The organism is Pseudomonas tructae (assembly GCF_004214895.1).
Classification (GTDB): Bacteria; Pseudomonadota; Gammaproteobacteria; order Pseudomonadales; family Pseudomonadaceae; genus Aquipseudomonas; species Aquipseudomonas tructae.
In genome coordinates this window covers 1,698,174-1,723,373 of sequence record NZ_CP035952.1, presented here as the reverse complement: position 1 = coordinate 1,723,373, position 25,200 = coordinate 1,698,174, and the positions used below count along the sequence as shown (strand labels likewise).

The window sequence follows — 25,200 nt, the reverse complement described above, 5'->3', positions numbered from 1 at the left end:
GTGAAACTCCTAATGAACCCCAGTGTGTTAAGTACAACGTAAAGCGCCGCGTCAGTTCAGGTAAGGGGACCAGGACGGTTCTCTGACTTCGCCTTGAGCGGTAGGAAGCGGGAGCCTCACGCGTCCGTTGAGAGACACGAGCATCAAGACTCCCCGGCCCTGCTGGCGGGTGGCGTAGATTAGCATGGTGCCGTTGGGCGCAACAGTGGGTGACTCATCAAGACTTGTCTCGGAGAGAATCTTTACACTGCCACGCTGCAAATCTTGTGCAGCCACTTTGAAGTTGGTGAAACCTTGTTGGCGATGAATCATCACCAGGGTCTTTTCATCCGCCGACAGTTTAGGGTTGGCGTTGTAGTTACCCACAAAAGTTACCCGCTCTGCACCACCGCCGGAAACATTGGTTTTGTAGATCTGTGGTTTGCCACCGCGGTCGGAGGTGAAGTAGATGGTCGAGCCATCTTTACCCCAGAACGGTTCGGTGTTGATACCCGGGCCAGCAGTCACACGCGACAGCTGGCGCGAACCCATGTTCATCACGTAGATATCCGGGTTGCCGTCCTTGGACAGCACGAACGCCAGGCGCGAACCGTCGGGCGACCAGGCGGGTGCACCGTTGAGGCCTTCGAAGTTGGTGATCTGCTCACGGCGACCGGTGTCGATGTGCTGAACGAAGATGCGCGGACGCTTCTGCTCGAACGACACGTAGGCAATGCGCTTGCCATCGGGTGCAAAACGCGGCGACAGGATCGGCTCACGCGATTGCAGCAGGGTTACCGCGCGGGCACCGTCGTAGTCCGAACGTTGCAGGGTGTAACGGGTGTTGTTGGTCGAAAAGCGCTCGGCAGTCACGTAGAGCATGCGGGTAGAGAACGCACCCTTGATGCCGGTGAGCTTCTCGAACGACTGGTCAGCGATGTAGTGGGACATGTCGCGCAGTTGATCGACACTGCCCGAGACGCTGCCGGTCAGCACTTGCTGCTCGGTGGCGACGTTGAACAGGGCGTACTGCACCTGCAGGCGACCGCCCGAAGGGACGATGCTGCCGACCATGATGTACTGGGCACCCAGGGCTTTCCAGTCCCGGAAGATCACTTCGCTGGCCTGGCTTGGCTGGCTGATCATGTTCTGCCGCGGGATGGGCGAGTAATAACCGGAGTTGCGCAGGTCATTACCGATGATGTCTGCCATGTCTTCGGGCAGCACGCTGCCGCCCTGCAGACCGAACGGCACGACGGCGATCGGCGTGGCGCGATCGCTGCCGCTGGTGACCAGAATGTTCTTTTCATCTGCTACGGCCAACCCTGCTGCACAGCAGAGAACGACCAGCAGTCCTCGAAGAAGGTTAATCACAAGGCTAGATCCTCAGGTGTGAATGTCATCTTGAATGAACGATAGGGATTGAATTCGCTCGGTTTCAAGCCCTGCATTTCAGTTAATCGACCAATGTTCTTGACCGCTGCCACAGCCGAGCTGTCAAACGGACCGTCACCACTGGAGCGGGCCACGCTCACCGAGGTAATGGTGCCATCGGGCAACATGCCGATCTGCAGGACCACCGTCATGTTCTTGCGCGCAGAAGGCGGACGCGCCCAGCCTTCGGCCGCACGTGCACGAATCAGATCGTCGAAATCGCCGGCTACCTGATCACCCTGCTCGTCAGCCAGGGCCTGCTGCCGTTCGGTGGTATCGGACAGAAGCTCGGCCAGGGCCTGGGCTTTCTTGTCTTCCGCCGCCTTGCGGGCTGCATCCTGAGCCTTCTTCTTGGCCGCATCTGCTGCAGCTTTCTTCTTGGCGTCTTCAGCGGCTTTCTTCTTCGCTTCTTCAGCCGTTGCTTTTTTCTTGGCATCCTCGGCCGCCTTCTTCTTGGCGTCCTCGGCTGCTTTTTTCTTGGCCTCTTCAGCCGCCTGCTTCTTGGCTTCTTCGTCAGCCTTTTTCTTGGCTTCCTCTTCAGCCTTCTTCTTGGCGATGTCGGCCTGTTGCTTCTCAGTAGCCTTTTTCGCCTCTTCGGCTTTCTTGGCCTCAGCGGTTTTCTTCGCTTGCTCGGCCTTCTCGGCCTGCTCGGCTTTTTTCGCTTCGGCTTCGGCGCGTGCCTCTTCGGCCTTTTGAGCCGCTTCTTCCTTCTTTTGTTCCGCAGCTTTCACTGCCTGCTGCTCGACCTTCTTCTGTTCCATCTGTTCTTCTTCGGTTTGACGCGAAGCGGTCTTCTTGGCTTCCCCGGCAATCTTCTGATTGGTCTGGGTGGTGGCCTGACTCTTGGACTTGAGCTGGTACAGGGTTGCCTGGACGATAGGCTTGGCCGGCGGCAATTCCGGGGTCATGGCAAAACTGACGAACAGCATGCCGAACACCAGAACGTGCAGCGCAATGGCCCAGACACTGGGCCAGAAATAGCTTTCCGAGGCGGATGGCTCTCGCTGTTGCATCAGGGCGCCTCGGTAATCAGGCCAACGTTACCGACACCTGCCTTCTGCAACCCGCCCATGGCACCCATGACCGCGCCGTAGTCGACGGATTTGTCGCCACGGATGAAGACCTGGGTCTGCTTGCCCTGGTCACGTCCGGCGGCGATGATCTTGGTCACGGCGTCGGTCATCTGCGGCAAGGTCATGGCCTTGTCCATCTGCTTGTCTGTGTCGACTTCACTGCCAAGGTTCCAGAAATAGGTCTTGTCAGCCTTGATCGAAATGGTCAGGACCTGGACGTTGTTGTCCTGCGGCAAGGCTTCGCTGGAAACCTTGGGCAGGTCGACCTTCACGCCCTGGTTGAGCATCGGTGCGGTCACCATGAAAATGACCAGCAGTACCAACATCACGTCGATGTATGGCACCACGTTCATCTCGGCGACCGGCTTGCGTTTGTGGCGAACTCGGGCCATGGGCTTTTACCTGATCACTCTTCGCTGGTGTGCACTTTACGGTGCAGGATGGCCTGGAACTCGTCGGCAAACGTGTAGTAACGGCCGATCAAGACTTCACTGCGGGCAGCGAAACGGTTATAGGCAATAACCGCAGGGATCGCGGCAAACAGACCGATCGCAGTGGCGATCAGCGCTTCGGCGATACCCGGGGCCACGGTGGCCAGGGTCGCTTGCTGGGCCGAGGCCAGGCCGCGGAAGGAGTTCATGATGCCCCAGACGGTACCGAACAGGCCGATGTACGGGCTGGTGGAGCCGACAGTAGCGAGGAACGGCAGGCTTTGCTCAAGCTTCTCTTCCTCACGGGAGATCGCAACGCGCATGGCCCGGCCAACGCCTTCCATGACCGCGTCAGGGTCGACGCCTGGCTGCTGGCGCAGACGCGAGAACTCCTTGAAGCCGGCACGGAACACCTGCTCTACGCCCGAATCCGGGTCCGGGTTGCTGCCAGCCTGACGGTACAGCTTGGACAGGTCGATACCCGACCAGAAGCGCTCTTCAAAGCTGTCCAGCGCACGACGACCGGCGCGCAGCATGGTGCTGCGCTGAAAAATCATGATCCATGACGTTACCGATGCGGCCACCAGAATCAGCATAACCAGCTGCACCACGATGCTGGCATTGCTGACCAGGCTCCACATGGAGGTATGGTCGACGACGTTAGCTTCCACGCTTAATCTCCTGCATTTGAATGAGTACCCGGGTCGCCCGCCTCGGCAAAAGCCGCACGCAGCGCTTGGGGGATGGCCCGGGGTTTGAACGTATCGGCGCGCACACAGGCCACCAGGAACTGCCCTTCACAGAGCAGCGTTGCATCTTTTTCACGCCATACCTGCTGCACGAAGCGCAGGCTGGCGCGGTTCAATTCAAGCACTTGCGCGGTAACCCGCAACGCGTCGTCCAGCCGCGCAGGCGCGTGATAGCGCGCTTGGCTGGAGTGGACCACGAACAGCAGATTGTCCTGCGCCAGTGCCGACTGGGCAAAGCCCAGGTCACGCAACCGCTCGGTGCGGGCACGTTCCATGAATTTCAGGTAATTGACGTAATACACCACGCCGCCGGCATCGGTATCTTCGTAATAGACACGACAACGATGTGCGAACGGTTCCAGCTCATTTTGCGCGCGCATACTCTAGTGCTAACTCCTCAGCTTGCCAATCCGCCCCGGCAACTGTTTTTCATCGATTATGTCGTATTGCCAGCGTGACTGAGGCATGCCCGCGAATAGGACCACAGAAACGCTGGATAAATCTGTCATTCATCGGCCTGAGCGGAAAAACCCTCGCCACCGATCGATTCACCCAAGCGGTTGGGAATGTTCAGACCGAAATGCAGATAGGCGTGCCGGGTCACCACCCTGCCCCGTGGCGTGCGCATAATGTAGCCCTGCTGAATCAGATAGGGCTCGAGCACGTCCTCGATGGTGTGGCGCTCTTCGCTGATAGCGGCTGCCAGGCTGTCGACCCCGACCGGGCCACCGTCGAACTTCTCGATCATGGTCAGCAGCAGGCGCCGGTCCTGGTGGTCGAAACCACGCTCGTCGACGTCCAGCAGGTTCAACGCAAGGTCAGCAACCGGTTTGGTGATGTGGCCCTTGCCGCGCACTTCGGCGTAATCGCGCACCCGCCGCAGCAGGCGGTTGGCGATCCGTGGCGTGCCACGGGCCCGGCGAGCGATCTCGAAGGCGCCTTCATCCTCGATGGGCAAGCCAAGAATGCCGCCGGAGCGGCTGACAATGGTTGCCAGGTCGTCGGTGCTGTAGAACTCCAGGCGCTGGACGATGCCGAAACGGTCACGCAGCGGGTTGGTCAGCATGCCGGCGCGGGTCGTGGCGCCAACCAGGGTGAACGGCGGCAGATCGAGCTTGATCGAGCGCGCAGCCGGCCCTTCGCCGATCATGATGTCGAGCTGGAAGTCTTCCATGGCCGGGTACAGCACTTCCTCGACGATCGGCGACAGGCGGTGGATTTCGTCGATAAACAGCACATCGTGCGGTTCAAGGTTGGTCAGCAAGGCGGCCAGGTCCCCCGGACGCTCAAGGATCGGCCCCGAGGTGCTCTTGATCGAAACGCCCATTTCCTGGGCAATGATGTTGGCCAAGGTGGTTTTGCCCAGCCCCGGAGGACCAAAGATCAGGGTGTGATCGAGGGATTCGTTGCGCCCACGGGCCGCCTGGATGAACAGGTCCATCTGCTCACGCACCACCGGCTGGCCAATGTACTCGGCCAGGCGCAGGGGGCGGATCGCCCGGTCCTGGACCTCTTCGCGGTCGCGCCCAGTGGCGGTTATCAGTCGATCGGCTTCAATCACTTAGATCATTCCCTTCAGACTGCGACGGATCAGTTCTTCGCTGCTCAGGCCCTTGGCATCCACAGCGGCCACCGCCTTGCTGGCTTCCTGAGGTTTATAGCCCAGGGAAATCAGCGCGCTGACGGCATCGGCCTCGGCGCTGGAGACGCTGGCAATCGGCAATGGACCATTGGGGACCAGGGCAAACATCGCCGGCGAGGTTTCCCAGGCCTTGAAGCGATCCTTGAGTTCGACCATCAGCCGTTCGGCGGTCTTTTTACCCACCCCCGGCACCTTGACCAGGGCCGAGGCATCCTGGGCCTGGACACAGCGTACCAGTTCGTCGGCCTCCAGGCCCGACATCAACGCCAGGGCCAGCTTGGGACCGACACCGTTGAGACGGATCAGCTCACGAAACAGCTCGCGCTCGCGCTTTTCATGGAAGCCATAAAGCAGGTGAGCATCCTCGCGCACCACCAGGTGGGTGTGCAGGGTCACTGCTTCGCCGACCTTGGGCAGGCGGTACAGGGTGGTCATCGGCACTTCGAGCTCGTAGCCCAGGCCGTTGACATCGACAATCAGGTGCGGCGGCTGCTTTTCAGCCAGGGTGCCGCGCAAACGTCCAATCACGTTCCGATCCTTCCTCATGGGCACCGGCAAGCGACCGGTCAACCCTAACAGCAAATGCAATGGCCAATGGCATTGCCCAGGCAAAATTTGTTTCAGCAGATGATGCTATCAGAGCCGCAAGCGCCCGCTGCGGCTGCGCGCCGTACCCAGGCCATGAGGCACCAGGCTTGAACGGGTATGGGCATGGCACAAGGCGATGGCCAGGGCGTCGGACGCATCGATCTGTGGTTTCTGGGTCAGCTTGAGCAGATGCATGACCATCATCTGTACCTGCTCCTTGTTGGCGCCGCCAGTACCGGCGACCGCCTGTTTGACCTGGGTAGCGCTGTATTCGGCGATTTCCAGGCCTTCTTCGATGGCCGCGACGATAGCCGCGCCGCGGGCCTGGCCGAGTTTGAGCGCCGAATCGGCATTGCGCGCCATGAATACCCGCTCAATACCCATGGTCACCGGGCCGTGCTCGCGGATGATCTCGCGTACGCCGCGAAACACGATCTGCAAGCGCTCGGGCAGCTCCCCTGCGCCAGTGCGGATGCACCCGGAAGCCACATACTCACAGCCGCGCCCAGTATGGCGCACCACGCCGTAACCGGTGATGCGCGAACCGGGGTCGATGCCAAGAATCAGTGTCATACGTCTTTGCGCCATAGTAAAAACAGAAGCCGGACCGGCTCGCAGGTGCAATGCAACTGCAGGCGGATCCGGCCCCGAGTCAGTAGGAGCGGGCTTGCCCCGCGATTACGCAATACCGCCCAATCGCATCGCGAGGCAAGCTCGCTCCCACCTAAATGAACAACGTGAAACTAGCCGAGCTGTTCCATGACTTCGTCAGGAATTTCGGCGTTGGAGTAGACGTTCTGCACGTCATCCAGATCTTCAAGCATGTCGATCAGCTTGAGCACCTTTTGAGCGCCCTCCAGGTCGAGCTCGGCACTGGTCGTCGGCTGCATGACGATTTCCGCGTCCGCAGCCTTGAAGCCGGCCTCTTCCAGGGCATTGCGCACAGCATAAAAGCTGTTGAACGAGGTAAACACGTCGAACGAGCCGTCTTCGTTGCTGACCACGTCATCGGCATCGGCTTCCATCGCCGCTTCCATCAGGGCATCTTCGTCGATGCCCGCAGCAAAGCTGATCTGCCCCTTGCGCTCGAACAGGTAGGCCACCGAGCCATCAGTGCCCAGGTTGCCGCCGCACTTGCTGAAGGCATGACGCACAGCCGCCGCAGTACGGTTGCGGTTGTCGGTCATGGCCTCGACCATCACCGCCACGCCACCGGGACCGTAACCTTCATAGCTGAGCTCTTCAACGTTATCGGCTTCGGCCGTGCCAGCACCGCGGGCAACCGCCCGGTCGATGATGTCGCGGCTCATGTTCGCAGCCAGCGCCTTGTCCAGGGCCAGGCGCAAGCGCGGGTTGGAGGCTGGATCGCCACCGCCCTGCTTGGCGGCGACGGTCAGCTCACGAATCCACTTGGTGAAGATCTTGCCTCGCTTGGCATCCTGGCGCTCTTTGCGGTGCTTGATGTTTGCCCACTTGGAATGACCAGCCATAACGCACTCCGAATCCTTTGTCACAATGCCACGCCCCGGCCGCGCTCACGCCCGACCGAAACCTTGAAATTCATGCGCCTTAACGCAAAGGCGCATCCATGTGGATGCGCCCGGGGTCTGCTTACTCAGCCTTGGGCTGTTCGCGCAGACGGATATGCAGCTCACGCAGGGCCTTGGCGTCGACCAGGCCTGGGGCCTGGGTCATGACGCACGCGGCGCTCTGGGTTTTCGGGAAGGCAATGACTTCGCGAATCGACTGGGCACCGGTCATCAGCATCACCAGACGATCCAGGCCAAAGGCCAGGCCGCCGTGCGGCGGTGCACCGAACTTCAGGGCGTCGAGCAGGAAGCCGAATTTCTCTTCCTGTTCAGCCGCCTCGATGCCCAGCAGGCGGAAGACCGCCTGTTGCATCTCTTTACGGTGGATACGGATCGAGCCGCCACCCAGCTCGGTGCCGTTGAGGACCATGTCGTAGGCACGCGACAGCGCGGTGGCCGGGTTGGCCTCCAGCTCTTGCGGGCTGCATTTTGGCGCGGTGAACGGGTGGTGCAACGCGGTGAAGCTGCCGTCGTCGTTCTCTTCGAACATCGGGAAGTCAACCACCCACATCGGGGCCCACTCGCAGGTGTGCAGGTTGAAATCGTTACCGACCTTGATCCGCAGGGCGCCCAGCGCCTCGCTGACGATCTTGGCCTTGTCGGCGCCGAAGAACACGATATCGCCGTCGACTGCGCCAACGCGATCGAGGATCACATTGAGGTTGGCCTCAGGGATGTTCTTGACGATCGGCGATTGCAGGCCTTCGACACCCTTGGCGCGTTCGTTGACCTTGATGTAGGCCAGGCCCTTGGCACCGTAGATGCCGACGAACTTGGTGTACTCGTCGATGCGGCTGCGCGGCATGCTCGCGCCACCTGGCACGCGCAGGGCGGCAACACGGCTCTTCGGATCGTTGGCCGGGCCGCTGAACACTTTGAATTCGACTTCCTTGAGCTGGTCGGCAACGTCGACCAGTTCCAGCGGGTTGCGCAGGTCCGGCTTGTCGGAACCGTAACGGCGCATGGCTTCTTCGAAGGTCATGTGCGGGAATTCGCCGAACTCCAGGTCCAGGACTTCCTTGAACAGCTTGCGGATCATGCTTTCGGTCAGGCCCATGATCTCGGACTCATCGAGGAAGCTGGTCTCGATGTCGATCTGGGTGAATTCCGGCTGACGGTCAGCGCGCAGGTCTTCGTCGCGGAAGCACTTGGCGATCTGGTAGTAACGGTCGAAGCCGGCCACCATCAGCAGTTGCTTGAACAGCTGAGGCGATTGCGGCAGAGCGAAGAAGCTGCCTGCGTGGGTACGGCTTGGCACCAGGTAGTCACGCGCGCCTTCTGGGGTGGCACGGGTGAGGATCGGCGTTTCGACGTCGAGGAAGCCGTTTTCATCGAGGAAGCGGCGGATGCTGGTGGTGATGCGCGAGCGCAGGCGCAGCTTCTCGGCCATCTCCGGGCGACGCAGGTCGATGAAGCGGTAGCGCAGGCGGGTTTCTTCGCCAACGTCGGAGTACTCGTTGAGCGGGAACGGCGGGGTTTCCGCTTCGTTGAGCACGGTCAGCTCGTAGCCCAGCACTTCGATGGCGCCCGAAGCCATGTTGGCGTTGACCGCGCCAGCTGGACGCAGACGCACCTTGCCGGTGATCTGCACCACGTATTCGCTGCGCACGCGATCAGCGGCGGCGAAGCTTTCTGCGCGATCCGGGTCGAAGACGACCTGGGCCATGCCTTCGCGATCACGGATATCGAGGAAAATCACCCCGCCGTGGTCGCGGCGACGATGGACCCATCCGCAAAGGGTAATTTCCTGACCTTCCAGGCTCTCGTTCAGTTGGCCGCAATAATGGCTGCGCATCATGATGGTGGTTTCGCTTCTCGTCATTCGTATGTTCAGTGGAGGCCTTGCCGCCACAAAGGGCTAATAGTGCAAGACCCTGCCGGTGCAATCAACTCAGTCGGCCTTGTCGCCGCCTGCAAGGTTCTTTTTCGCACCGGTCTTGAAGTCGGTTTCGTACCAGCCCGTGCCGCCCAGGCGGAACCCCGGGGCCGAGATCAGCTTCTTCAACGCAGGCTGCTCACACGCCGGGCAATCGGTCAGCGGCGCGGCGCTGAGCTTCTGAAGGGCTTCGAGCTGATGATCGCAGGCAGCGCATTGATAGTCGTACATGGGCATAGGCGTGTCTCGTTAACCATAGCGCTGGCTGGTTCAGGCGCTAAAACGCGAGATTATATATGGTTAAGGTGTGCTGTGCAGCCCGGCAACCGACTAGCGTGACACTTCCAGCCGGAGCAGGAACACCACGCAAATCACCCGGACCAGGCCGCTGAAGTTTTTTACCCCACCATGACGCAGGTGCACCTCGCGATCGACATAGGACAATACCGTGTTGACCGAACACTGATTGGCCTTGGCGATGCGCTCAAGTATGCGCCAGTAGATTTGTTCCAGACGCAGGCAGGTGGCAAAGCCGTTGAGTCGCACCGAACGCGACAGCGGCTGGGCCAGGTTCATTTCGAAATCGGCCGCGAACGGGTCGATGCTGCCGTTGTGCGGCACGCCGCCTGTACGGCCCGGGCGATTCATCCATACCGACATACTGTTACCCAACCACTTTATCCAAGGGAAACACAACCACAGCAGGGGCTCGCCGTGGAACATGCCCTTAATGAAGCGCCCTGTAACGAGACTGCACTATCAGACGCAAAGGCTCTGCGCGTAGGCTCAATCCGTAACAGGCCAGGTATCTGCAAACGTCGGTAAACACTTCCATCACACTAAAAAACACCCGGCCTTCAGCTGGAAGACCGGGCAGGAGCAGCGCTCAGGCTTCTATTTGCCTTCAAGCAGGGAGCGCAGCATCCACGCGGTCTTTTCGTGCACCTGCATGCGCTGGGTCAGCAAGTCGGCGGTGGGTTCATCACTGACTTTATCGAGCAGCGGGAAAATGCTGCGCGCCGTGCGGGTGACCGCTTCCTGGCCCTCGACCAGTTGCTTGATCATTTCGTCGGCCGCCGGCACCCCCTCTTCTTCTTTAATAGAGGACAGTCGTGCATAGATCGAGTAGGCCCCAGGAGCGGGGAAGCCCAGCGCGCGAATACGCTCGGCAATGGAGTCGACCGCCAGGGCCAGCTCGTTGTACTGCTCCTCGAACATCAGGTGCAAGGTGCGAAACGATGGACCGGTGACGTTCCAGTGAAAGTTGTGGGTCTTGAGATAAAGAACATATGTATCTGACAGCAGGCGGGACAAGCCATCCACGATGGACTTGCGATCCTCTTCACTGATACCGATATCAATAGCCATGCAATTCCCCTTTCCTCAATGCTTGTGATCAAGCGGGTCCGAACCACTGTACCAATAGTTTTCGCCGCCTGCAGCCGCGCACCTGCGACACAGGGCTGCAGGCCGTGCGACACACGGTTGGCCGCTGATTTGAGAAGCCCGGGGCTTTGCTGTTAAATAGGCGGCGTGCCGCCCGCGCCGATTGTCATTGCGCTGGCGCATAGGCTGACCCTTTTTCACGTTTTTGCGCCTTTTAACCCCGTGCGCGCCGTGAAGTCAGCTCTTCCTGTGATCCGCCTTATCAATGTGAGCCAACCAACATGTTCAAGATCGTCCACCTGTTGACGGGCGTTGCAGCTTTGCTGCTGTCCTTCATACCCAGCCTCAGAACCGAAGCCATTCCCTTCCTGCAGCAACCGCAAGCTGTTTTCCTGGCCCTGTTCGGCCTGCTCAACCTGGTCCTCGCCCCCGTGGTCCCGCAACACTACCGTGGCGTGCGGCAACACCTGCAGCGCGCTGCCAGCGCCTTGCTGGTCATCGCCGTGGTCCTGCAGATCGTTACGCTGCTGGCTCGCCCGGAGCTTGGCGACCTGCCAGCCCTGGCCTGCGCCGTAGTGGCAACCGCCCTGCACCTGATCGCAGGCCTTGCAAAAGGCACCCGCGCACGCAGCCAGAGCACGTCGTACGACATGTCCAATCGCGATACCGGCACCGTGAAGTGGTTCAACACCTCCAAAGGCTTTGGTTTCATCTCCCGCGATTCGGGTGATGACATCTTCGTCCACTTTCGCGCCATTCGTGGCGAAGGCCACCGCGTTCTGGTCGAAGGCCAGCGCGTCGAGTTCTCGGTGATGAACCGGGACAAGGGCCTGCAGGCTGAGGATGTGATCGCCGCCCCACGGCGCTGATCGCCGAAAACAAAAAACCGCGAGGGCAGTCCTGCTGCCCATCGCGGTTTTTTTACGCCCCGAATTCAGTAATGGGGCGGTGGCGCCTCTTCTTCACTGGCCTCGTACTGACCGACCATCTCTTCGTAACGCTTGAGCAACGCCGCCATCTGCAACTGCAGGCGCTCCACTACACGCTGCTGCTCGACCAGCACATCGTTCAAGGCCAGCAAGGTATCGTCCTGAAAGGCCAAGCGGCTTTCCAACTCGGTCACGCGCGCTTCAAGAGTCATGATTCAAGCCTCCGCGAACTGAAAATCGTCAACCAATACCTCGGCAAGACGCAAACGGATATCGACCAACTGCTGTGGCGAGTATTCCACTGCAGGCTTATTGCCCCACACCGGCGCTGGCCAAGCCGGATCATTGCGCCGACGAACAATGACATGCATATGTAGCTGGCTAACTACATTGCCGAGGGTTGCCACATTCATCTTGTCGGCTTTAAAGACATCCTTGAGGATTTGCGCCAGGCTTGTAGTCTCTTTCCAGAGTTGCTGCTGATCACTGTCATCAAGTTGAAACAATTCACTGATATCCGCACGCTGCGGCACCAGGATAAACCAGGGGTAGTTGGCATCCTTGCTCAGTAACAGCCGGCAAAGAGGAAAGTCACCCAGGTACAGGGTGTCTTGTTGAAGACGTTGATCTAAAGCAAACAAAGAGAAATCTCCTACAACAGCTTAATACCTTGCTCACACAACTCCACCGCGAGCCACTGCCAGCAGGATACTCCTGATCGGGCGCCGGGGCATTGCCCGCTGCCTTTATAAATGAAGAGATGCACCGATTTGGCCCAGTTCCCCGGCCAAAAGGGCCCATGGGCGAGAGGGTGTTACGCTGCCTGAGCGAGGAAACGCTACTTTTCGCACCAAAATGACACCGCCCATCGCCGTTTCGCCCACTGAACATCCACAAACTACTCAGCTTTAGCCTTTCGCGGTAACGCTTTGACTTTACGGGCAACTTTTACCCTTATTCCAGCACACGCGGCTTGCGCTAACCAATGGTTCTTTGACCCCCGGTTTCACGGCACCGCAGCCACCTTGCAGGCTGAAAAAGTGAAAAATTCGTGAAGCTGTTCGCTTTTGTGCACGCTTGTTGCATTGTCATCCGCCACAGTCGGCACGACACCTGCATTGATGCGGTGGAAGGCGACAAATAACAACAGCTGCATGGGTTAACCAGGGAGTTTCGGGGGCAAGGGGCTAGATTGTTTTTACCTATCCTTAATCCGCTTGAAACAGCGCTGGAGTTGTACGGCCCGCGAAACCCGGGGCGTGGTTTGCGACAGGGACATAACTGTTAGCGACATGACCGTAAAGTTACCGAAAGGTTCTGGACGCCCATATCGCCAACGCAGGTCAGCGTGATATACATTTCCGCCGACACAAAAAGAAAGAGCCGCACTGATAAAAAAACCAAACAGTGACGGCAGTACTCTTCCTAAAAACCAAAGGAGCAAATCACGATGCGCGTGATGAAGTGGAGCGTAATCGCCCTGGCTGTTGCAGCCGGCACCTCGCAGTTGGCAGTGGCCTCTTCTCAGGACGAGTCCAAGGGCTTTATTGAAGACAGCAAACTGTCTGTCAAAACCCGTGCAATGTACATGAACCGCGACTTCCGCAATGGCGCCGGCAACGTCCCTGATGCGACCAAGAGCAGCGGCTTCAAGAACGGCTACCGCGAAGACAGCGGTATTTCGATGCTGGGCATCTACGAATCCGGCTTCACTCAGGGTACCGTTGGCTTTGGTGTCGACGCCATGGCCATGGGTACCGCACGCTTCGACGGCGGCGAAGGCCGTGCCGGTAACGGCCTGTTCCGCACCGACAGCGACGGCAAGCCAGAAGACGCACAAGGCAAGACCGGTGGCGCGGTGAAGCTGCGCGTCTCCGACACCGTGCTCAAGTACGGTCGCCAGTTCGTTGCCAGCCCGGTTTTCGCAACCGACGACAGCCGCCTGCTGCCTGAAGTCGCCGAAGGTACCTTGATCACCAGCGACGAAATCAAGGGCCTGCAACTGAGCGCAGGTCGCTTCACCGCCCTGAGCTCGCAGACCGGCATGGGCAAGGATAGCATCAACGGCAAGCACACCCCGGGCCTGACCTCGGCCAACATTGCCGGCGCCACCTACTCCTTCACTGACAACTTCGTCGGTACCTTGGCAGCTTCCGATGTCGATGACTACTTCAAGAAGCAGTACATCAACCTCAACTACACCCTGCCGATCGATGACAGCCAGTCGCTGAACTTCGACTTCAACGCCTACCGCACCAAGGACCAGGGCCAGGCCCTGTACGGCGAGCTGGACAACAAACTGTGGAGCCTGGCAGCCGCCTATAGCCTGGGCGCTCACAAGTTCACCCTGGCCTATCAGCGCTCGACCGGCGACTCGGCCTACCTGTACGGTGTCGACGGTAACGGCACCATCTTCGTGTCCAACTCCATCCAGATCTCCGACTTCATCGGCGAAGAAGAGAAATCCTGGCAGGCGCGCTACGACCTGAACATGGCCAGCTACGGCGTACCCGGCCTGAGCTTCATGGCGCGTTATGTACACGGTGACAACATCGAGACCACGTCCAACACCGAAGGTAAGGAAAACGAGTTCAACTTCGAGACCAAGTACGTGATCCAGGAAGGCGCAGCCAAAGACCTGTCGTTCCGCGTCCGTCATGCCATCTACCGCGCCAACGATGCGTACAACGCAGACTACACCGCCGACAACAACGACTTCCGTCTGATCGTCGAGTACCCGCTGAGCATCCTGTAAGCCCCGGGCTTTCAGTATCCCCAGTACGAAGGAGCCCGGCACTGCCGGGCTTTTTCTTGCCTGAATACGGGCTGACAACGCCGTCAAGCTCCGGCATCCTGTACGCCACCGATTCGCCCCCGTACAATGCGGGGTCATTCAAAGTCTTAAGCAACCGACAACGGCCTACCATGCGCACCAGTCAATATTTGCTCGCTACTCAAAAAGAAACCCCTTCCGACGCGGTCGTCATCAGCCACCAGCTGATGCTGCGTGCCGGCATGATCCGCAAGCTCGCCTCCGGCCTGTACACCTGGCTGCCGATGGGCCTGCGGGTAATGCGCAAGGTCGAAGCCGTGGTCCGCGAGGAAATGAACGCCGCTGGCGCCCTGGAAGTGCTGATGCCGGCCATCCAGCCTGCCGAGCTGTGGCAGGAGTCCGGCCGCTGGGAACAGTACGGCCCTGAGCTGCTGCGTCTGAAGGACCGCCACGGTCGCGAGTTCTGCGTGGGCCCGACCCACGAAGAGGTCATCACCGACCTGGCACGCAACGAACTCAACAGCTATAAACAGCTGCCTTTGAACATGTACCAGATCCAGACCAAGTTCCGTGACGAGATCCGTCCGCGCTTCGGCCTGATGCGTGGTCGCGAGTTCATCATGAAGGACGCCTACTCCTTCCATGCCGATCCGGCTTCCCTGCAGGAAACCTACGATCGCATGCACCTGGCCTACAGCAACATCTTTACCCGCCTGGGCCTGGATTTCCGCCCAGTGCAGGCTGACACCGGCTCGATCGGTGGCAGCTATTCCCACGAATTCCACGTGCTGGCCGAGTCCGGTGAAGACGATGTGATCTTCAGCGACAGCTCCGACTACGCCGCCAACATCGAGAAGGCCGAGGCCATCCCACGGGAAACCGTGCGCCCTGCGCCGACTCAAGAGCTGCGCCTGGTCGACACCCCGGACGCCAAGACCATCACCCAGTTGGTCGACAACTATGACCTGGCGATCGAAAAGACCGTCAAGACCCTGATCGTCCACGCCGCCGAAGAGGGCAAGCTGATTGCCCTGATCGTGCGTGGCGACCATGAACTGAACGAAATCAAGGCCGCCAACCTGCCAGAGGTTGCCAGCCCGCTGGTCATGGCCTCCGATGACGAACTGCGCGACGCCATTGGCGCCGGTGCCGGTTCCCTCGGCCCATTGAACCTGCCGCTGCCGTGCATCATCGACCGCTCGGTCGCATTGATGAGCGACTTCGGCATCGGTGCCAACATCGACGACAAGCACTATTTTGGCGTCAACTGGGAGCGTGACCTGCCGGTTCCGCAAGTGGCCGACCTGCGCAACGTCGTCGCAGGCGACCCAAGCCCGGATGGCCAGGGCACCCTGGTGATCAAGCGCGGCATCGAAGTCGGGCATATCTTCCAGCTCGGCACCAAGTACAGCGAGGCCCTCAAGTGCCAGGTACTGGGCGAGAACGGCAAGCCGGTGACCCTGAGCATGGGTTGCTACGGCATCGGCGTATCGCGCGTGGTGGCCGCGGCCATCGAGCAGAACTACGACGACAACGGCATCATCTGGAGTGACGCCCTGGCACCGTTCCAGATCGCCCTGGTACCGCTGCGCTATGAAACCGAACAGGTTCGCGAAGCGACCGACAAGCTGTACGCCGAACTGACCGCTGCCGGTTTCGAAGTGCTGCTGGACGACCGTGACAAGAAGACCAGCCCGGGGATCAAGTTCGCCGACATGGAACTGATCGGCATCCCGCACCGCATCGTGATCAGCGATCGCGGCCTGGCCGATGGCAACCTGGAATACAAGCACCGCACCGAGCGTGACGCACAGCCGCTGCCAGTGGCCCAGGTGCTGTCGTTCCTGCAAGCCCGCATTCGTCGCTAAGCCAACGCAAGAGTAATCATGTTCAAGCGAAGTACCATCAACCTGGGGGGCGCCGCACTGTGCGGCGCCCTGTTCCTCAGCGGTTGCGCCAACCAGATGTCCCAGCGCAGCGAGCATGAGGAGCGCATCGAGCGCAAGCTGCTCGAACACAGCCTGCAGATCGATGTCGGGGACCCCAAGGTACTCGAGCTGCCGCAACGGCGTGTGCGCATCCACGAACAGAAGAATTTCGAAGTCACCGAGTTCGAAGTGACCCGTCGCTATGATCGCTATACGCCTTACCAGCCCTGGCGCGAGGTCTACGAGATTCCGCTGGGCGCGGTGGCGGTGGTTGCCGGTGTCGGCGCCAATGTGGTCAACGTCTTTGCCCTGGGCAACCTGCCCGACAGCGTGACCCATGACTGGCTGAGCTATGGTTTCGACGGCCTCAACCCGTTCATGAACGCTCAGTCCAACGGCCGTGCCCAGCAGAACCTGGCGGGTATCGCCGAGGTGCAGAAGGACAAGCGCCAGGAATACACCAGCGTCCCGTGGAGTGAACGTCCGGTCACCGTCAAGGCCGGCAAGGTCAACCACGAACTGACCACCGACCGCAACGGCGTGCTGCACCTGAACCTGCTCGACAGCCCGTTCAGCGAGCAGAACCTCACCCATATCGGCACTCTGCACCTGCAGGTCGCCGATGAAGACAACAATGTACGTGGCGATGCCAGCCTGCTGATCAGCGCCAGCCTGCGCGGCAAACTGGTGGAAGCTCACGAGCTGATTTTCGACGATCTGGAAGACGATGAAGTCAGCCAGTGGGTACATCGGGTCAAGCGCCTCTCGGAGCTGGGCCTGGAAGAGGAAGCCAGCGAACTGGAGCAGAGCCTGATCGAGCTGACCCGCAACGATCCGGAGCTGCAAGAGGAATTCCTCAAGGCGCTGACCAAGGACGCCGGCCGCCTGGTCGCTGATCCCGGCGCGCACTGATCTATCGCGGGGCAAGCCCGTTCCCACAGGATTCTCACCCAGTGGGAGCGGGCTTGCCCCGCGATTGCCCTCATAACTCAATCACTCATGACCAAACAGCTCCAACTGCTCATGACCTGCACGTAAATCCTGCAAGCGCACGCCGATACCCAACAACCTCACCGGTTTGCCACCTCGGGCAAAGGCCTGGCTGAGCAATTGCTGATAGCTGCCCAGGTCGCGCCCTGCCCCCGACTGCTCGAGGGTGGTCTGGCTGAAATCATGGAACTTCACTTTGACGAACGGCTTGCCCGGGCGATAGCTGTCGTCGATACGCGCCATGCGCCCGGCAAGGGTTTCCATCAGCTCCGGAAGCTTTTCCAGGCAACTGGCCAGGTCCGGTAGATCGGTATCGTAGGTGTTTTCCACACTGACCGACTGGCGACGGCTGTCGTTGTGCACCGGACGATCATCGATCCCCCGCGCCAACCCCCACAGGCGCTCGCCGAAACTGCCAAACTCACGGGCCAGGGCCAGGCGGCTCCAGTCGCGCAGCTCCAGGCAATGGATGATCCCCAAGCGCCCCATCTTGTCAGCGGTGACCTTGCCCACGCCATGCAGCTTGCTCACCGGCAAGGCTGCGACAAACGCCTCGACTTCGTTCGGCGTTACCACAAACAGCCCATTGGGCTTGCGCCAGTCACTGGCGATCTTGGCCAGGAACTTGTTCGGCGCCACACCGGCCGAGACAGTGATATGCAGCTGCTGGGCAACCCGCCGGCGAATGTCCGCGGCAATGCGCGTGGCGCTGCCATCGAACCAGGTGCTCTGCGACACATCCAGGTAAGCCTCATCCAGCGACAGCGGCTCGATCAGGTCGGTGTACTGACGAAAGATGCCGTGAATTTCTCGCGAGGCTTCTTTATAAGCATCCATACGCGGCTTGACGATCAACAGGTCCGGGCACAACTTGAGCGCGTGACGCGAAGACATCGCCGAACGCACCCCGTAGGCCCGCGCTTCATAGTTACACGTGGCGATCACCCCCCGACGCTCCGCCGAACCACCCACTGCCAGCGGCCGGCCAACCAGGCGCGGGTCGTCGCGCATCTCGATGGCGGCGTAGAAGCAATCGCAGTCGATATGGATGATCTTGCGTTGGGGCATAAATGGCGTAAGAACAGGTTTAAAGTGATGTAAGCAGTATCTCACTCGATCGAGTGCCACGCATCACAACTAATTTTTCGCCTCGCGGACGCCCTGCAAGGCCCACTCCTGCTGCCCTGCAGCGCTTTTTACAGGTGCTAAGCGATTGAAGGAAAAAGGATTTCTGCGAATGGGCTATTGACAGCCCCAGGCAAAACTGTAGAATCAGCCCCACAGACGCGGGATGGAGCAGTCTGGTAGCTCGTCGGGCTCATAACCCGAAGGTCGTCGGTTCAAATCCGGCTCCCGCAACCAAATAAAGAAAAAGGCCACTCTAACGAGTGGCCTTTTTCTTTGCCCGGAATAAAGTCCCAGGCACTTTTTTATTGTAAATCAACAATTAAGCGTTGACAGCCAAGCTCAACGCTGTAGAATCCGCCCCACAGACGCGGGATGGAGCAGTCTGGTAGCTCGTCGGGCTCATAACCCGAAGGTCGTCGGTTCAAATCCGGCTCCCGCAACCAAACAACAGAAAAGGCCACTTTGAAAAAAGTGGCCTTTTTTGCGTCTATACTTCCGACATTCATCCCTCTCGTCCACGCGCCCCGCCGCTTGGGCAATATGAAACTTCTTTAACTATCCTCAAGGTGCTCAGCGGCCCGATCATATCGGACATCACGCATCCATAGGGATTGGTACTTTGACCGGATACAGCCTAGCTGTCGCGCGCAAGCCACGAGGTGGTTGATGCGCACCCAGACACCTGAAACACAAGCCCCCGTTACCGCCGCACTACCGATTGCCGAGCATCGCCTGCGCATGCTTGAGCGCCTGAGCAAGTATCGCCAGCCGATCGGTCTGGGCGTAACCCTGCTGCTGTTTGCCGTTGCCCTGATCGCCTGTCGCCACCTGCTTAGCGAACTGGATATCTATGCCCTGCATGACTCGCTGCTCAGCGTGCCACCCACATCGCTGATCGGTGCGTTGCTGGCCACAGTGATCGGCTTCGTCATTCTGCTCGGCTACGAATGGTCAGCCAGCCGCTATGCGGGTGTGGAGTTACCGCCGCGCACCCTGGTGATGGGCGGTTTCAGCGCCTTTGCCATCGGCAATGCCATTGGCCTGTCGCTGCTGTCTGGAGGTTCGGTACGTTATCGCCTGTATGCCCGTCACGGTATTGGTGCCGCGGAAGTGGCGCGGATGACGCTGTTCGCCAGCCTTTCCCTGGGCTGTGCCCTGCCGCCACTCGCAGCCCTGGCGACCTTGAGCAACCTGCCTGCTGCAGCTTCAGCCTTGCACCTTGCCCCTGCGCTGCTGGCGGCAATCGCCCTGGCGATACTGGGCCTGAGCGCGGCGCTGGTTTACGGGCTCTACCGTCGACGGCTGCCCGAACAAGCCCTGGCAGACAACCTGCTGGTGCAAGTAGGCCGGCGTACTTTGCGCTTGCCAGGTGCACGCCTGACCCTGCTGCAGTTACTCATTACGGCCCTTGATGTTGCCGCTGCCGCCACCGTGCTGTACCTGCTGCTGCCAGAGGCGCCGCCCTTTGGTGCCTTCCTGCTGGTCTACCTGCTGGCCCTGGCCGCCGGCGTTCTCAGTCATGTGCCTGGCGGCGTCGGGGTATTCGAGGCAATCCTGCTCGCGGCCTTTGCCGACAAGCTGGGTGCCGCGCCACTGGCCGCCGCACTGCTACTCTATCGCCTGATCTATGTGGTGCTGCCACTGCTGTTGGCTTGCATCCTCCTGCTTGCCAGCGAAGCACGGCGCTTGCTGTTCGCCCAGCAGGCGATCCGGGCCGCTTCGGGCCTCGCGGCGCCGGTGCTGGCGGTGCTGGTGTTTTTGTCTGGCGTGGTGCTGCTGTTCTCCGGGGCCACGCCGGAAATCGACGAGCGCCTGGAGCACCTGGGCTTTTTGGTGCCACACCGGCTGATCGACGCCTCGCATTTTGGCGCCAGCCTGATTGGCGTACTCTGCCTGCTACTGGCTCAAGGCCTGCGACGGCGCCTGTCGGCGGCCTGGATACTGACCACCATCCTGCTGCTGGTCGGCGCCCTGCTCTCGCTGCTCAAAGGCTTCGACTGGGAAGAGGCCAGCATCCTGACCTTTACCGCCTGTCTGCTGGCAGTCTTCCGGCGCTCGTTCTACCGCCCTAGCCGCTTGCTCGAACTGCCGTTCTCGCCGGTTTATCTTGCCGCCAGCGCCTGCGTACTGGGCGCCTCGGTGTGGCTGCTGCTGTTCGCCTATCAGGATGTGCCCTACAGCCATCAACTGTGGTGGCAGTTCACCCTCGACGCCGATGCTCCACGCGGACTGCGCTCGGCCCTGGGCAGCGCGGTGCTGCTGGTGATCGTCGCCCTGACCTGGTTGCTGCGCACCGCCCGCCCGGTGATTCACTTGCCCAGCGCCGAAGAACTGCAACGCGCCAATGCCATCCTGCAAGCATCCGATCAGCCTGATGGCGGCCTGGCGCTGACCGGCGACAAGGCCTTGCTGTTCCACCCCAACAACGATGCCTTTCTCATGTATGCCCGCCGCGGCCGCAGCCTGGTGGCGCTGTATGACCCGATTGGCCCGGCCCATGAGCGCGCCGAGATGATCTGGCAGTTCCGCGACCTGTGCGATGTGCACCATGCCCGCCCGGTGTTCTACCAGGTTCGGGCCGAGAACCTGCCGTTCTATATGGACATAGGCCTGACCGCGATCAAACTGGGCGAAGAAGCCCGGGTCGACCTCAAGCGCTTTGACCTCGAAGCCAAGGGCAAGGAGATGAAAGACCTGCGTTACACCTGGAACCGGGGCGGGCGCGACGGCCTCAGCCTGGAAGTGCACGAACCGGGACAGGCGCCACTGCACGAGCTCAAGAGCATTTCCGATGCCTGGCTCAGCGGCAAGAACGTGCGCGAGAAAGGCTTCTCCCTCGGCCGCTTCAGCCCCGACTACCTGCAGCACTTTCGCATTGCCCTGATCCGCTTCGAAGGCCGGCCGGTGGCGTTTGCCAACCTGCTGGAGACCCGCGGCCTGGAACTGGCCAGCCTTGACCTGATGCGTGCCCACCCCGAAGCGCCGAAGCTGACCATGGAATTCATGATGATCGGCCTGATCCAACACTATAAGCAGCACGGTTATGGTCGCTTCAGCCTGGGCATGGTGCCACTCTCCGGGCTGCAACCACGGCGTGGCGCGCCCTTGACCCAACGCCTGGGCTCGATGGTGTTCCAGCGCGGTGAACAGCTGTACAACTTCCAGGGCCTGCGCCGCTTCAAAGACAAGTTCCAACCGGACTGGGAACCTCGCTACATGGCCGTGCCGGCCGGACTCGATCCGTTGGTGGCACTGGCCGATACCGCCGCCCTGATCGCGGGCGGCCTGACTGGATTGGTGAAACGCTGATGATTCGACGCTACTGGCTGTATGTTCTGGCTCCCCTGCTGCTCGCCCTGCTGGCCGCTGCCCTGGGCTTCTGGCTGTGGACGCGCCCGGCACCTGAAGCCACCCTCGAGCACCTGAGCCTGAGCGATGGCAGTAGCCTGATAAAGGTCAACCCGGGCACCCAGGCCAAGGCCCGGGTGGCCATCGCCGTGCCCCAGGAGCAGGCCTTGAGCGAGAAGCAGTTGCTCGATTTGAGCCAGAGCGGTGAAGCGCAGATGGTTCAGGTGATCCTTCCGCCCGCCGATTGCAGCAAGCAGCAACAAGCCGTGCAGCAAGCCCTGGAGCAACTCAAGGGCGCCCCGACCCTGGTGGCCGGTATCGGCCCAGGCGCAGCCCAGGCCTGGCGTTGGCTGGCCCAGCAGAGTGATGACAAGGCCCAGGCGATCTCGGTGGATTTCACCCTCGAACAGCCCGGCTGCGCCACCCCACTGCCCAAGTCCGCTGTCCACGGTCACTGGAGCGTGGCCTGGAACGACAACCCGGACGACGCCAGCGCCGCCTTCGTGCGTGACCAGCCGAACGCCGAAACCAGCATCAGCGACTACGACATCCACCTGCCGCAAGTGCTCAAGGCACAGCTGACCCAGGCGCTGGTGGGCGAGGATGGCAACGCCATGAGCATCCCCGTGGTCGAGGTGCCTGCCGGGCAAACCACCGACACCGTAACCCTGTTCCTGTCCGGCGACGGCGGCTGGCGCGACCTGGACCGCGACGTGGCCGGGGAGATGGCCAAGCTCGGCTACCCGGTGGTCGGCATCGACACCCTGCGTTACTACTGGCAGCACAAGACCCCGGAACAGAGCGCCATCGACCTCTCCGAATTGATGCAGCACTACCGGCAGAAATGGGGCACCAAACGCTTTGTGCTGACCGGTTACTCGTTCGGTGCCGATGTGCTGCCAGCGATCTATAACCGCCTGCCTGCCGAAGACCAGCAGCGTATCGATGCGGTGATCCTGCTAGCCTTTGCCCGCAGCGGCAGCTTCGAGATCGAGGTCGAGGGCTGGTTGGGCAACGCTGGCAAGGAAGCGCCTACTGGCCCGGAAATGGCCAGGCTGCCGGCCTCCAAGGTGGTCTGCGTGTATGGCGAGGAAGAGGCTGACGAGAGTGGCTGTACCGACCACAGCGCCGTTGGCGAGCGCCTGAAGCTGCCTGGCGGACATCACTTCGACGAGAACTACCCGGCGCTGGCCAAGCGCTTGATCGGCGATATCGAGAACCGCCAGGGCAAGACCAGCGTCGCCGAGCAAAACTGAACGTTCCATCGCGGGGCAAGCCCGCTCCTACATTGACCTGCCTTGTAGGAGCGGGCTTGCCCCGCGATGGCAGGCGCCTCAGATCTCTACTTGAGTACCCAGCTCGATCACCCGGTTCAACGGCAAATTGAAGAAGCGCAAATTGCCGTTGGCGTTCTTCAGCAAAAAGGCGAACAGCAAGCCCCGCCAACGCGACATGCCCACCAGGCGCGAGGCGATCACCGTCTCGCGACTGAGGAAGTAGGTGGTGCGCATCGGGCTGAAGTCCAGCCCTTCCAGATGACACAGCTTTAACGCTGCTGGCACATCGGGCTCATCCATAAAACCAAAGTGCAGCAGCACCCGATAAAAGCCCTCGCCATACGCTTCCACTTCAAAGCGCTGCTGGGCCGCTACCCGCGGTGTGTCCTCGCTGACCACAGTCAACAGCACCACCTGCTTATGCAGGACCTGGTTGTGCAGCATGTTATGCAACAACGCATGAGGCACCGCATCAGGCCGTGCGGTGAGAAATACCGCCGTCCCCTCGACCCGGTGCGGCGGCTGCACGCGAATACTGCCGATGAACAGGGGTAACGGCAGACTGCCTTCGTCCAGGCGCTCGACGAGGATCTGCTTGCCGCGCTTCCAGGTGGTCATCAGGACAAACAGGACGATCCCCGCCAGTACCGGAAAGGCCCCGCCCTGCACCACCTTGGGCACGTTGGCGGCGAAGAACAGGCCATCGACCAGAAGAAAGCCCAGCAAGACCGGTACCGCCAGCAACGGCGGCCATTTCCACAACAGCAGCATCACCGTGGACACCAGCAAGGTGGTCATCAGCATGGTCCCGGTCACCGCCACACCATAAGCCGAGGCCAGCGCGCCAGATGACTCGAAGCCGATCACCAGCAGGATCACCCCGACCATCAGCGACCAGTTCACCGCGCCAATATAGATTTGCCCCTGCTCGTCACTGGAGGTGTGCTGGATCTGCATGCGTGGCACATAGCCCAGTTGAATGGCTTGCCGGGTCAGGGAAAAGGCCCCGGAGATCACCGCCTGAGAGGCAATCACGGTGGCCAGGGTGGACAAACCGACCAACGGTATCAGCGCCCAGCCCGGCGCCAGCAAATAGAACGGATTGCGTGCCGCCTCAGGGTTCTGCAGCAACAGAGCGCCCTGCCCGAAGTAATTGAGTACCAATGCCGGCAGCACCAGGGCGAACCAGGCGCGGGCAATGGGCTTACGGCCAAAATGGCCCATGTCGGCATACAGCGCTTCGGCGCCGGTCAGGGCCAGTACCACGGCGCCGAGAATCGCCACGCCCATGCCCGGGTGGACGATAAAGAAACGCACCGCCCAGACCGGATTGAAGGCCTTGAGCACTTCCGGGCTCTGAAGAATGCCATGCACACCCAGGGCGCCAAGCACCACGAACCAGGTGACCATCACCGGCCCGAAGAGGATGCCGATGCGCGCGGTGCCATGCTTCTGAATCAGGAACAGCCCCACCAGTACGACCAATGCCACCGGAATCACCCAGTGATCGATGCCGTCGAAGGCCAGCTCCAGCCCCTCTACCGCCGACAACACCGAGATTGCCGGGGTGATCATGCTGTCGCCATAGAACAGCGCCGCGCCGATCAGGCCGCAACCGACCATCAGCGCCTTGAGTTTAGGGTACGGCGCCGAGGCGCGCCGGGCCAGGGCGGTGAGGGCCATGATGCCGCCTTCGCCCTGGTTGTCGGCGCGCAGGATGAACACCACGTACTTGATCGAGACCACCCAGATCAGCGACCAGAGGATCAGCGCCAGGATACCGAGCACGCCATCGTGGTTGACGGGCACGCCATAACCGCCGGAAAACACTTCTTTGAGGGTGTACAAGGGGCTGGTGCCGATGTCGCCGTACACCACCCCCACCGCTGCCACCAGCAAGCTCAGCGGCTTGGCCGACGAATGCCCGGTATCAGTCTGACTGCTTGCCTGAACCATCCACTACTCCCGCAACCAGGCCTTGTGGGCCGGTAAAATTCACCCCGGACGCTATGCTTTGTGCACCTGCAGCGCCGCAGCGGCCTGAGCCCGATACAAACACAGGCATATCGCCGCGAAGCAT

24 protein-coding genes and 2 tRNA genes are annotated in these 25,200 nt (G+C 60.7%); 8 read left to right on the top strand and 18 right to left on the bottom strand.

Annotated features, from left to right (window positions below; all coding sequences use genetic code 11):
* Nucleotides 1–51: 51 nt before the first annotated feature.
* The 13 genes from tolB to EXN22_RS07850 form a co-directional block, all read right to left on the bottom strand.
* Entirely contained in the window at nt 52–1,353 is a 1,302-nt protein-coding gene (gene tolB / locus EXN22_RS07910) for a Tol-Pal system beta propeller repeat protein TolB (protein ID WP_130263536.1), read from the bottom strand.
* The gene (gene tolA / locus EXN22_RS07905; RefSeq protein ID WP_130263535.1) at nt 1,350–2,426 is read right to left on the bottom strand and encodes a cell envelope integrity protein TolA; all 1,077 of its coding nucleotides are present in this window, start codon (nt 2,424–2,426) and stop codon (nt 1,350–1,352) included. The genes tolB and tolA overlap by 4 nt, the downstream gene beginning before the upstream one ends.
* A complete protein-coding gene (tolR, locus tag EXN22_RS07900) occupies nt 2,426–2,878 on the bottom strand; it encodes a protein TolR (RefSeq protein ID WP_130263534.1) in 453 nt (150 codons plus the stop codon). Before tolR ends, tolA begins: the two co-directional genes overlap by 1 nt.
* Before the next feature lie 14 nt (nt 2,879–2,892).
* A complete protein-coding gene (gene tolQ / locus EXN22_RS07895; protein WP_010223192.1) occupies nt 2,893–3,588 on the bottom strand; it encodes a protein TolQ in 696 nt (231 codons plus the stop codon).
* A 2-nt stretch (nt 3,589–3,590) separates the two neighbouring features.
* Nucleotides 3,591–4,046 (bottom strand): tol-pal system-associated acyl-CoA thioesterase, encoded by a 456-nt coding sequence (ybgC, locus tag EXN22_RS07890; protein WP_130263533.1) that lies wholly within the window; start codon nt 4,044–4,046, stop codon nt 3,591–3,593.
* Nucleotides 4,047–4,171: 125 nt separating this feature from the next.
* Nucleotides 4,172–5,227: a Holliday junction branch migration DNA helicase RuvB gene (gene ruvB, locus EXN22_RS07885; RefSeq protein WP_130263532.1), complete on the bottom strand. Its 1,056-nt coding sequence runs from the start codon at nt 5,225–5,227 to the stop codon at nt 4,172–4,174.
* Nucleotides 5,228–5,836 carry a Holliday junction branch migration protein RuvA gene (gene ruvA / locus EXN22_RS07880; protein ID WP_130263531.1) on the bottom strand — a complete coding sequence of 203 codons (609 nt, stop codon included), beginning with the start codon at nt 5,834–5,836 and terminating at the stop codon, nt 5,228–5,230. It lies immediately after the preceding gene.
* Between the two features lie 108 nt (nt 5,837–5,944).
* A complete protein-coding gene (gene ruvC / locus EXN22_RS07875) occupies nt 5,945–6,469 on the bottom strand; it encodes a crossover junction endodeoxyribonuclease RuvC (protein ID WP_130263530.1) in 525 nt (174 codons plus the stop codon).
* Nucleotides 6,470–6,639: 170 nt separating this feature from the next.
* The gene (locus EXN22_RS07870; protein ID WP_130263529.1) at nt 6,640–7,386 is read right to left on the bottom strand and encodes a YebC/PmpR family DNA-binding transcriptional regulator; all 747 of its coding nucleotides are present in this window, start codon (nt 7,384–7,386) and stop codon (nt 6,640–6,642) included.
* 121 nt (nt 7,387–7,507) lie between these two features.
* Nucleotides 7,508–9,283: an aspartate--tRNA ligase gene (gene aspS / locus EXN22_RS07865; protein ID WP_130266775.1), complete on the bottom strand. Its 1,776-nt coding sequence runs from the start codon at nt 9,281–9,283 to the stop codon at nt 7,508–7,510.
* Between the two features lie 93 nt (nt 9,284–9,376).
* Nucleotides 9,377–9,598, bottom strand: a complete 222-nt coding sequence (locus EXN22_RS07860) for an FmdB family zinc ribbon protein (RefSeq protein WP_130263528.1) — start codon at nt 9,596–9,598, stop codon at nt 9,377–9,379.
* Nucleotides 9,599–9,691: 93 nt separating this feature from the next.
* Nucleotides 9,692–10,009, bottom strand: coding sequence for a ribbon-helix-helix domain-containing protein (locus EXN22_RS07855; protein ID WP_233281718.1), 318 nt, complete (start codon nt 10,007–10,009; stop codon nt 9,692–9,694).
* 246 nt (nt 10,010–10,255) lie between these two features.
* Nucleotides 10,256–10,729: a Dps family protein gene (locus EXN22_RS07850; RefSeq protein ID WP_130263527.1), complete on the bottom strand. Its 474-nt coding sequence runs from the start codon at nt 10,727–10,729 to the stop codon at nt 10,256–10,258.
* A gap of 299 nt (nt 10,730–11,028) precedes the next feature.
* Between EXN22_RS07850 and EXN22_RS26520 the strand changes: the two genes are divergently transcribed.
* A complete protein-coding gene (locus EXN22_RS26520; RefSeq protein ID WP_130263526.1) occupies nt 11,029–11,616 on the top strand; it encodes a cold-shock protein in 588 nt (195 codons plus the stop codon).
* A gap of 65 nt (nt 11,617–11,681) precedes the next feature.
* Here the strand turns inward: EXN22_RS26520 and EXN22_RS07840 are convergent, their stop codons facing one another.
* From EXN22_RS07840 to EXN22_RS26155, 3 genes are all read right to left on the bottom strand, one after another.
* Nucleotides 11,682–11,888, bottom strand: a complete 207-nt coding sequence (locus EXN22_RS07840) for a SlyX family protein (RefSeq protein WP_038996659.1) — start codon at nt 11,886–11,888, stop codon at nt 11,682–11,684.
* Between the two features lie 3 nt (nt 11,889–11,891).
* On the bottom strand, nt 11,892–12,317 hold the full coding sequence (locus tag EXN22_RS07835) for an HIT family protein (protein ID WP_130263525.1): 426 nt from the start codon (nt 12,315–12,317) through the stop codon (nt 11,892–11,894).
* A 365-nt stretch (nt 12,318–12,682) separates the two neighbouring features.
* Entirely contained in the window at nt 12,683–12,832 is a 150-nt protein-coding gene (locus tag EXN22_RS26155) for a hypothetical protein (RefSeq protein WP_165392195.1), read from the bottom strand.
* 294 nt (nt 12,833–13,126) lie between these two features.
* Between EXN22_RS26155 and EXN22_RS07830 the strand changes: the two genes are divergently transcribed.
* The 3 genes from EXN22_RS07830 to EXN22_RS07820 all read left to right on the top strand — a co-directional run bounded on the left by EXN22_RS07830 (nt 13,127) and on the right by EXN22_RS07820 (nt 17,289).
* A complete protein-coding gene (locus tag EXN22_RS07830) occupies nt 13,127–14,431 on the top strand; it encodes an OprD family porin (RefSeq protein ID WP_130263524.1) in 1,305 nt (434 codons plus the stop codon).
* A gap of 170 nt (nt 14,432–14,601) precedes the next feature.
* Complete coding sequence (locus EXN22_RS07825) at nt 14,602–16,317, top strand: proline--tRNA ligase (RefSeq protein ID WP_130263523.1); 1,716 nt, start codon at nt 14,602–14,604, stop codon at nt 16,315–16,317.
* A gap of 18 nt (nt 16,318–16,335) precedes the next feature.
* The gene (locus EXN22_RS07820) at nt 16,336–17,289 is read left to right on the top strand and encodes a hypothetical protein (RefSeq protein WP_130263522.1); all 954 of its coding nucleotides are present in this window, start codon (nt 16,336–16,338) and stop codon (nt 17,287–17,289) included.
* Nucleotides 17,290–17,370: 81 nt separating this feature from the next.
* Here EXN22_RS07820 and dinB read toward each other — a convergent pair whose 3' ends face one another.
* Nucleotides 17,371–18,435 (bottom strand): DNA polymerase IV, encoded by a 1,065-nt coding sequence (gene dinB, locus EXN22_RS07815; RefSeq protein ID WP_130263521.1) that lies wholly within the window; start codon nt 18,433–18,435, stop codon nt 17,371–17,373.
* 217 nt (nt 18,436–18,652) lie between these two features.
* Here dinB and EXN22_RS07810 point away from each other — a divergent pair.
* The 4 genes from EXN22_RS07810 (at nt 18,653) to EXN22_RS07795 (ending at nt 23,099) form a co-directional block, all read left to right on the top strand.
* Nucleotides 18,653–18,729: transfer RNA gene (locus EXN22_RS07810), tRNA-Met, on the top strand.
* A 132-nt stretch (nt 18,730–18,861) separates the two neighbouring features.
* Nucleotides 18,862–18,938, top strand: a tRNA-Met gene (locus EXN22_RS07805).
* Between the two features lie 223 nt (nt 18,939–19,161).
* Nucleotides 19,162–21,804: a bifunctional lysylphosphatidylglycerol flippase/synthetase MprF gene (gene mprF / locus EXN22_RS07800; protein ID WP_130263520.1), complete on the top strand. Its 2,643-nt coding sequence runs from the start codon at nt 19,162–19,164 to the stop codon at nt 21,802–21,804.
* Nucleotides 21,804–23,099 (top strand): virulence factor family protein, encoded by a 1,296-nt coding sequence (locus EXN22_RS07795; RefSeq protein WP_130263519.1) that lies wholly within the window; start codon nt 21,804–21,806, stop codon nt 23,097–23,099. The genes mprF and EXN22_RS07795 overlap by 1 nt, the downstream gene beginning before the upstream one ends.
* A gap of 78 nt (nt 23,100–23,177) precedes the next feature.
* Here EXN22_RS07795 and EXN22_RS07790 read toward each other — a convergent pair whose 3' ends face one another.
* Complete coding sequence (locus EXN22_RS07790; protein WP_130263518.1) at nt 23,178–25,076, bottom strand: potassium transporter Kup; 1,899 nt, start codon at nt 25,074–25,076, stop codon at nt 23,178–23,180.
* Between the last annotated feature and the right edge of the window lie 124 nt (nt 25,077–25,200).

Coding starts and splice junctions, on each gene's coding strand:
- EXN22_RS26155 (WP_165392195.1), bottom strand. CDS start 12,832: ATGCAGCTGTTGTTATTTGTCGCCTTCCACCGCATCAATGCAGGTGTC.
- ybgC (WP_130263533.1), bottom strand. CDS start 4,046: ATGCGCGCGCAAAATGAGCTGGAACCGTTCGCACATCGTTGTCGTGTC.
- EXN22_RS07795 (WP_130263519.1), top strand. CDS start 21,804: ATGATTCGACGCTACTGGCTGTATGTTCTGGCTCCCCTGCTGCTCGCC.
- mprF (WP_130263520.1), top strand. CDS start 19,162: ATGCGCACCCAGACACCTGAAACACAAGCCCCCGTTACCGCCGCACTA.
- tolR (WP_130263534.1), bottom strand. CDS start 2,878: ATGGCCCGAGTTCGCCACAAACGCAAGCCGGTCGCCGAGATGAACGTG.
- ruvC (WP_130263530.1), bottom strand. CDS start 6,469: ATGACACTGATTCTTGGCATCGACCCCGGTTCGCGCATCACCGGTTAC.
- EXN22_RS07855 (WP_233281718.1), bottom strand. CDS start 10,009: ATGAATCGCCCGGGCCGTACAGGCGGCGTGCCGCACAACGGCAGCATC.
- dinB (WP_130263521.1), bottom strand. CDS start 18,435: ATGCCCCAACGCAAGATCATCCATATCGACTGCGATTGCTTCTACGCC.
- EXN22_RS07830 (WP_130263524.1), top strand. CDS start 13,127: ATGCGCGTGATGAAGTGGAGCGTAATCGCCCTGGCTGTTGCAGCCGGC.
- EXN22_RS26520 (WP_130263526.1), top strand. CDS start 11,029: ATGTTCAAGATCGTCCACCTGTTGACGGGCGTTGCAGCTTTGCTGCTG.
- EXN22_RS07790 (WP_130263518.1), bottom strand. CDS start 25,076: ATGGTTCAGGCAAGCAGTCAGACTGATACCGGGCATTCGTCGGCCAAG.
- EXN22_RS07840 (WP_038996659.1), bottom strand. CDS start 11,888: ATGACTCTTGAAGCGCGCGTGACCGAGTTGGAAAGCCGCTTGGCCTTT.
- EXN22_RS07860 (WP_130263528.1), bottom strand. CDS start 9,598: ATGCCCATGTACGACTATCAATGCGCTGCCTGCGATCATCAGCTCGAA.
- EXN22_RS07820 (WP_130263522.1), top strand. CDS start 16,336: ATGTTCAAGCGAAGTACCATCAACCTGGGGGGCGCCGCACTGTGCGGC.
- EXN22_RS07825 (WP_130263523.1), top strand. CDS start 14,602: ATGCGCACCAGTCAATATTTGCTCGCTACTCAAAAAGAAACCCCTTCC.
- aspS (WP_130266775.1), bottom strand. CDS start 9,283: ATGATGCGCAGCCATTATTGCGGCCAACTGAACGAGAGCCTGGAAGGT.
- EXN22_RS07850 (WP_130263527.1), bottom strand. CDS start 10,729: ATGGCTATTGATATCGGTATCAGTGAAGAGGATCGCAAGTCCATCGTG.
- tolA (WP_130263535.1), bottom strand. CDS start 2,426: ATGCAACAGCGAGAGCCATCCGCCTCGGAAAGCTATTTCTGGCCCAGT.
- EXN22_RS07870 (WP_130263529.1), bottom strand. CDS start 7,386: ATGGCTGGTCATTCCAAGTGGGCAAACATCAAGCACCGCAAAGAGCGC.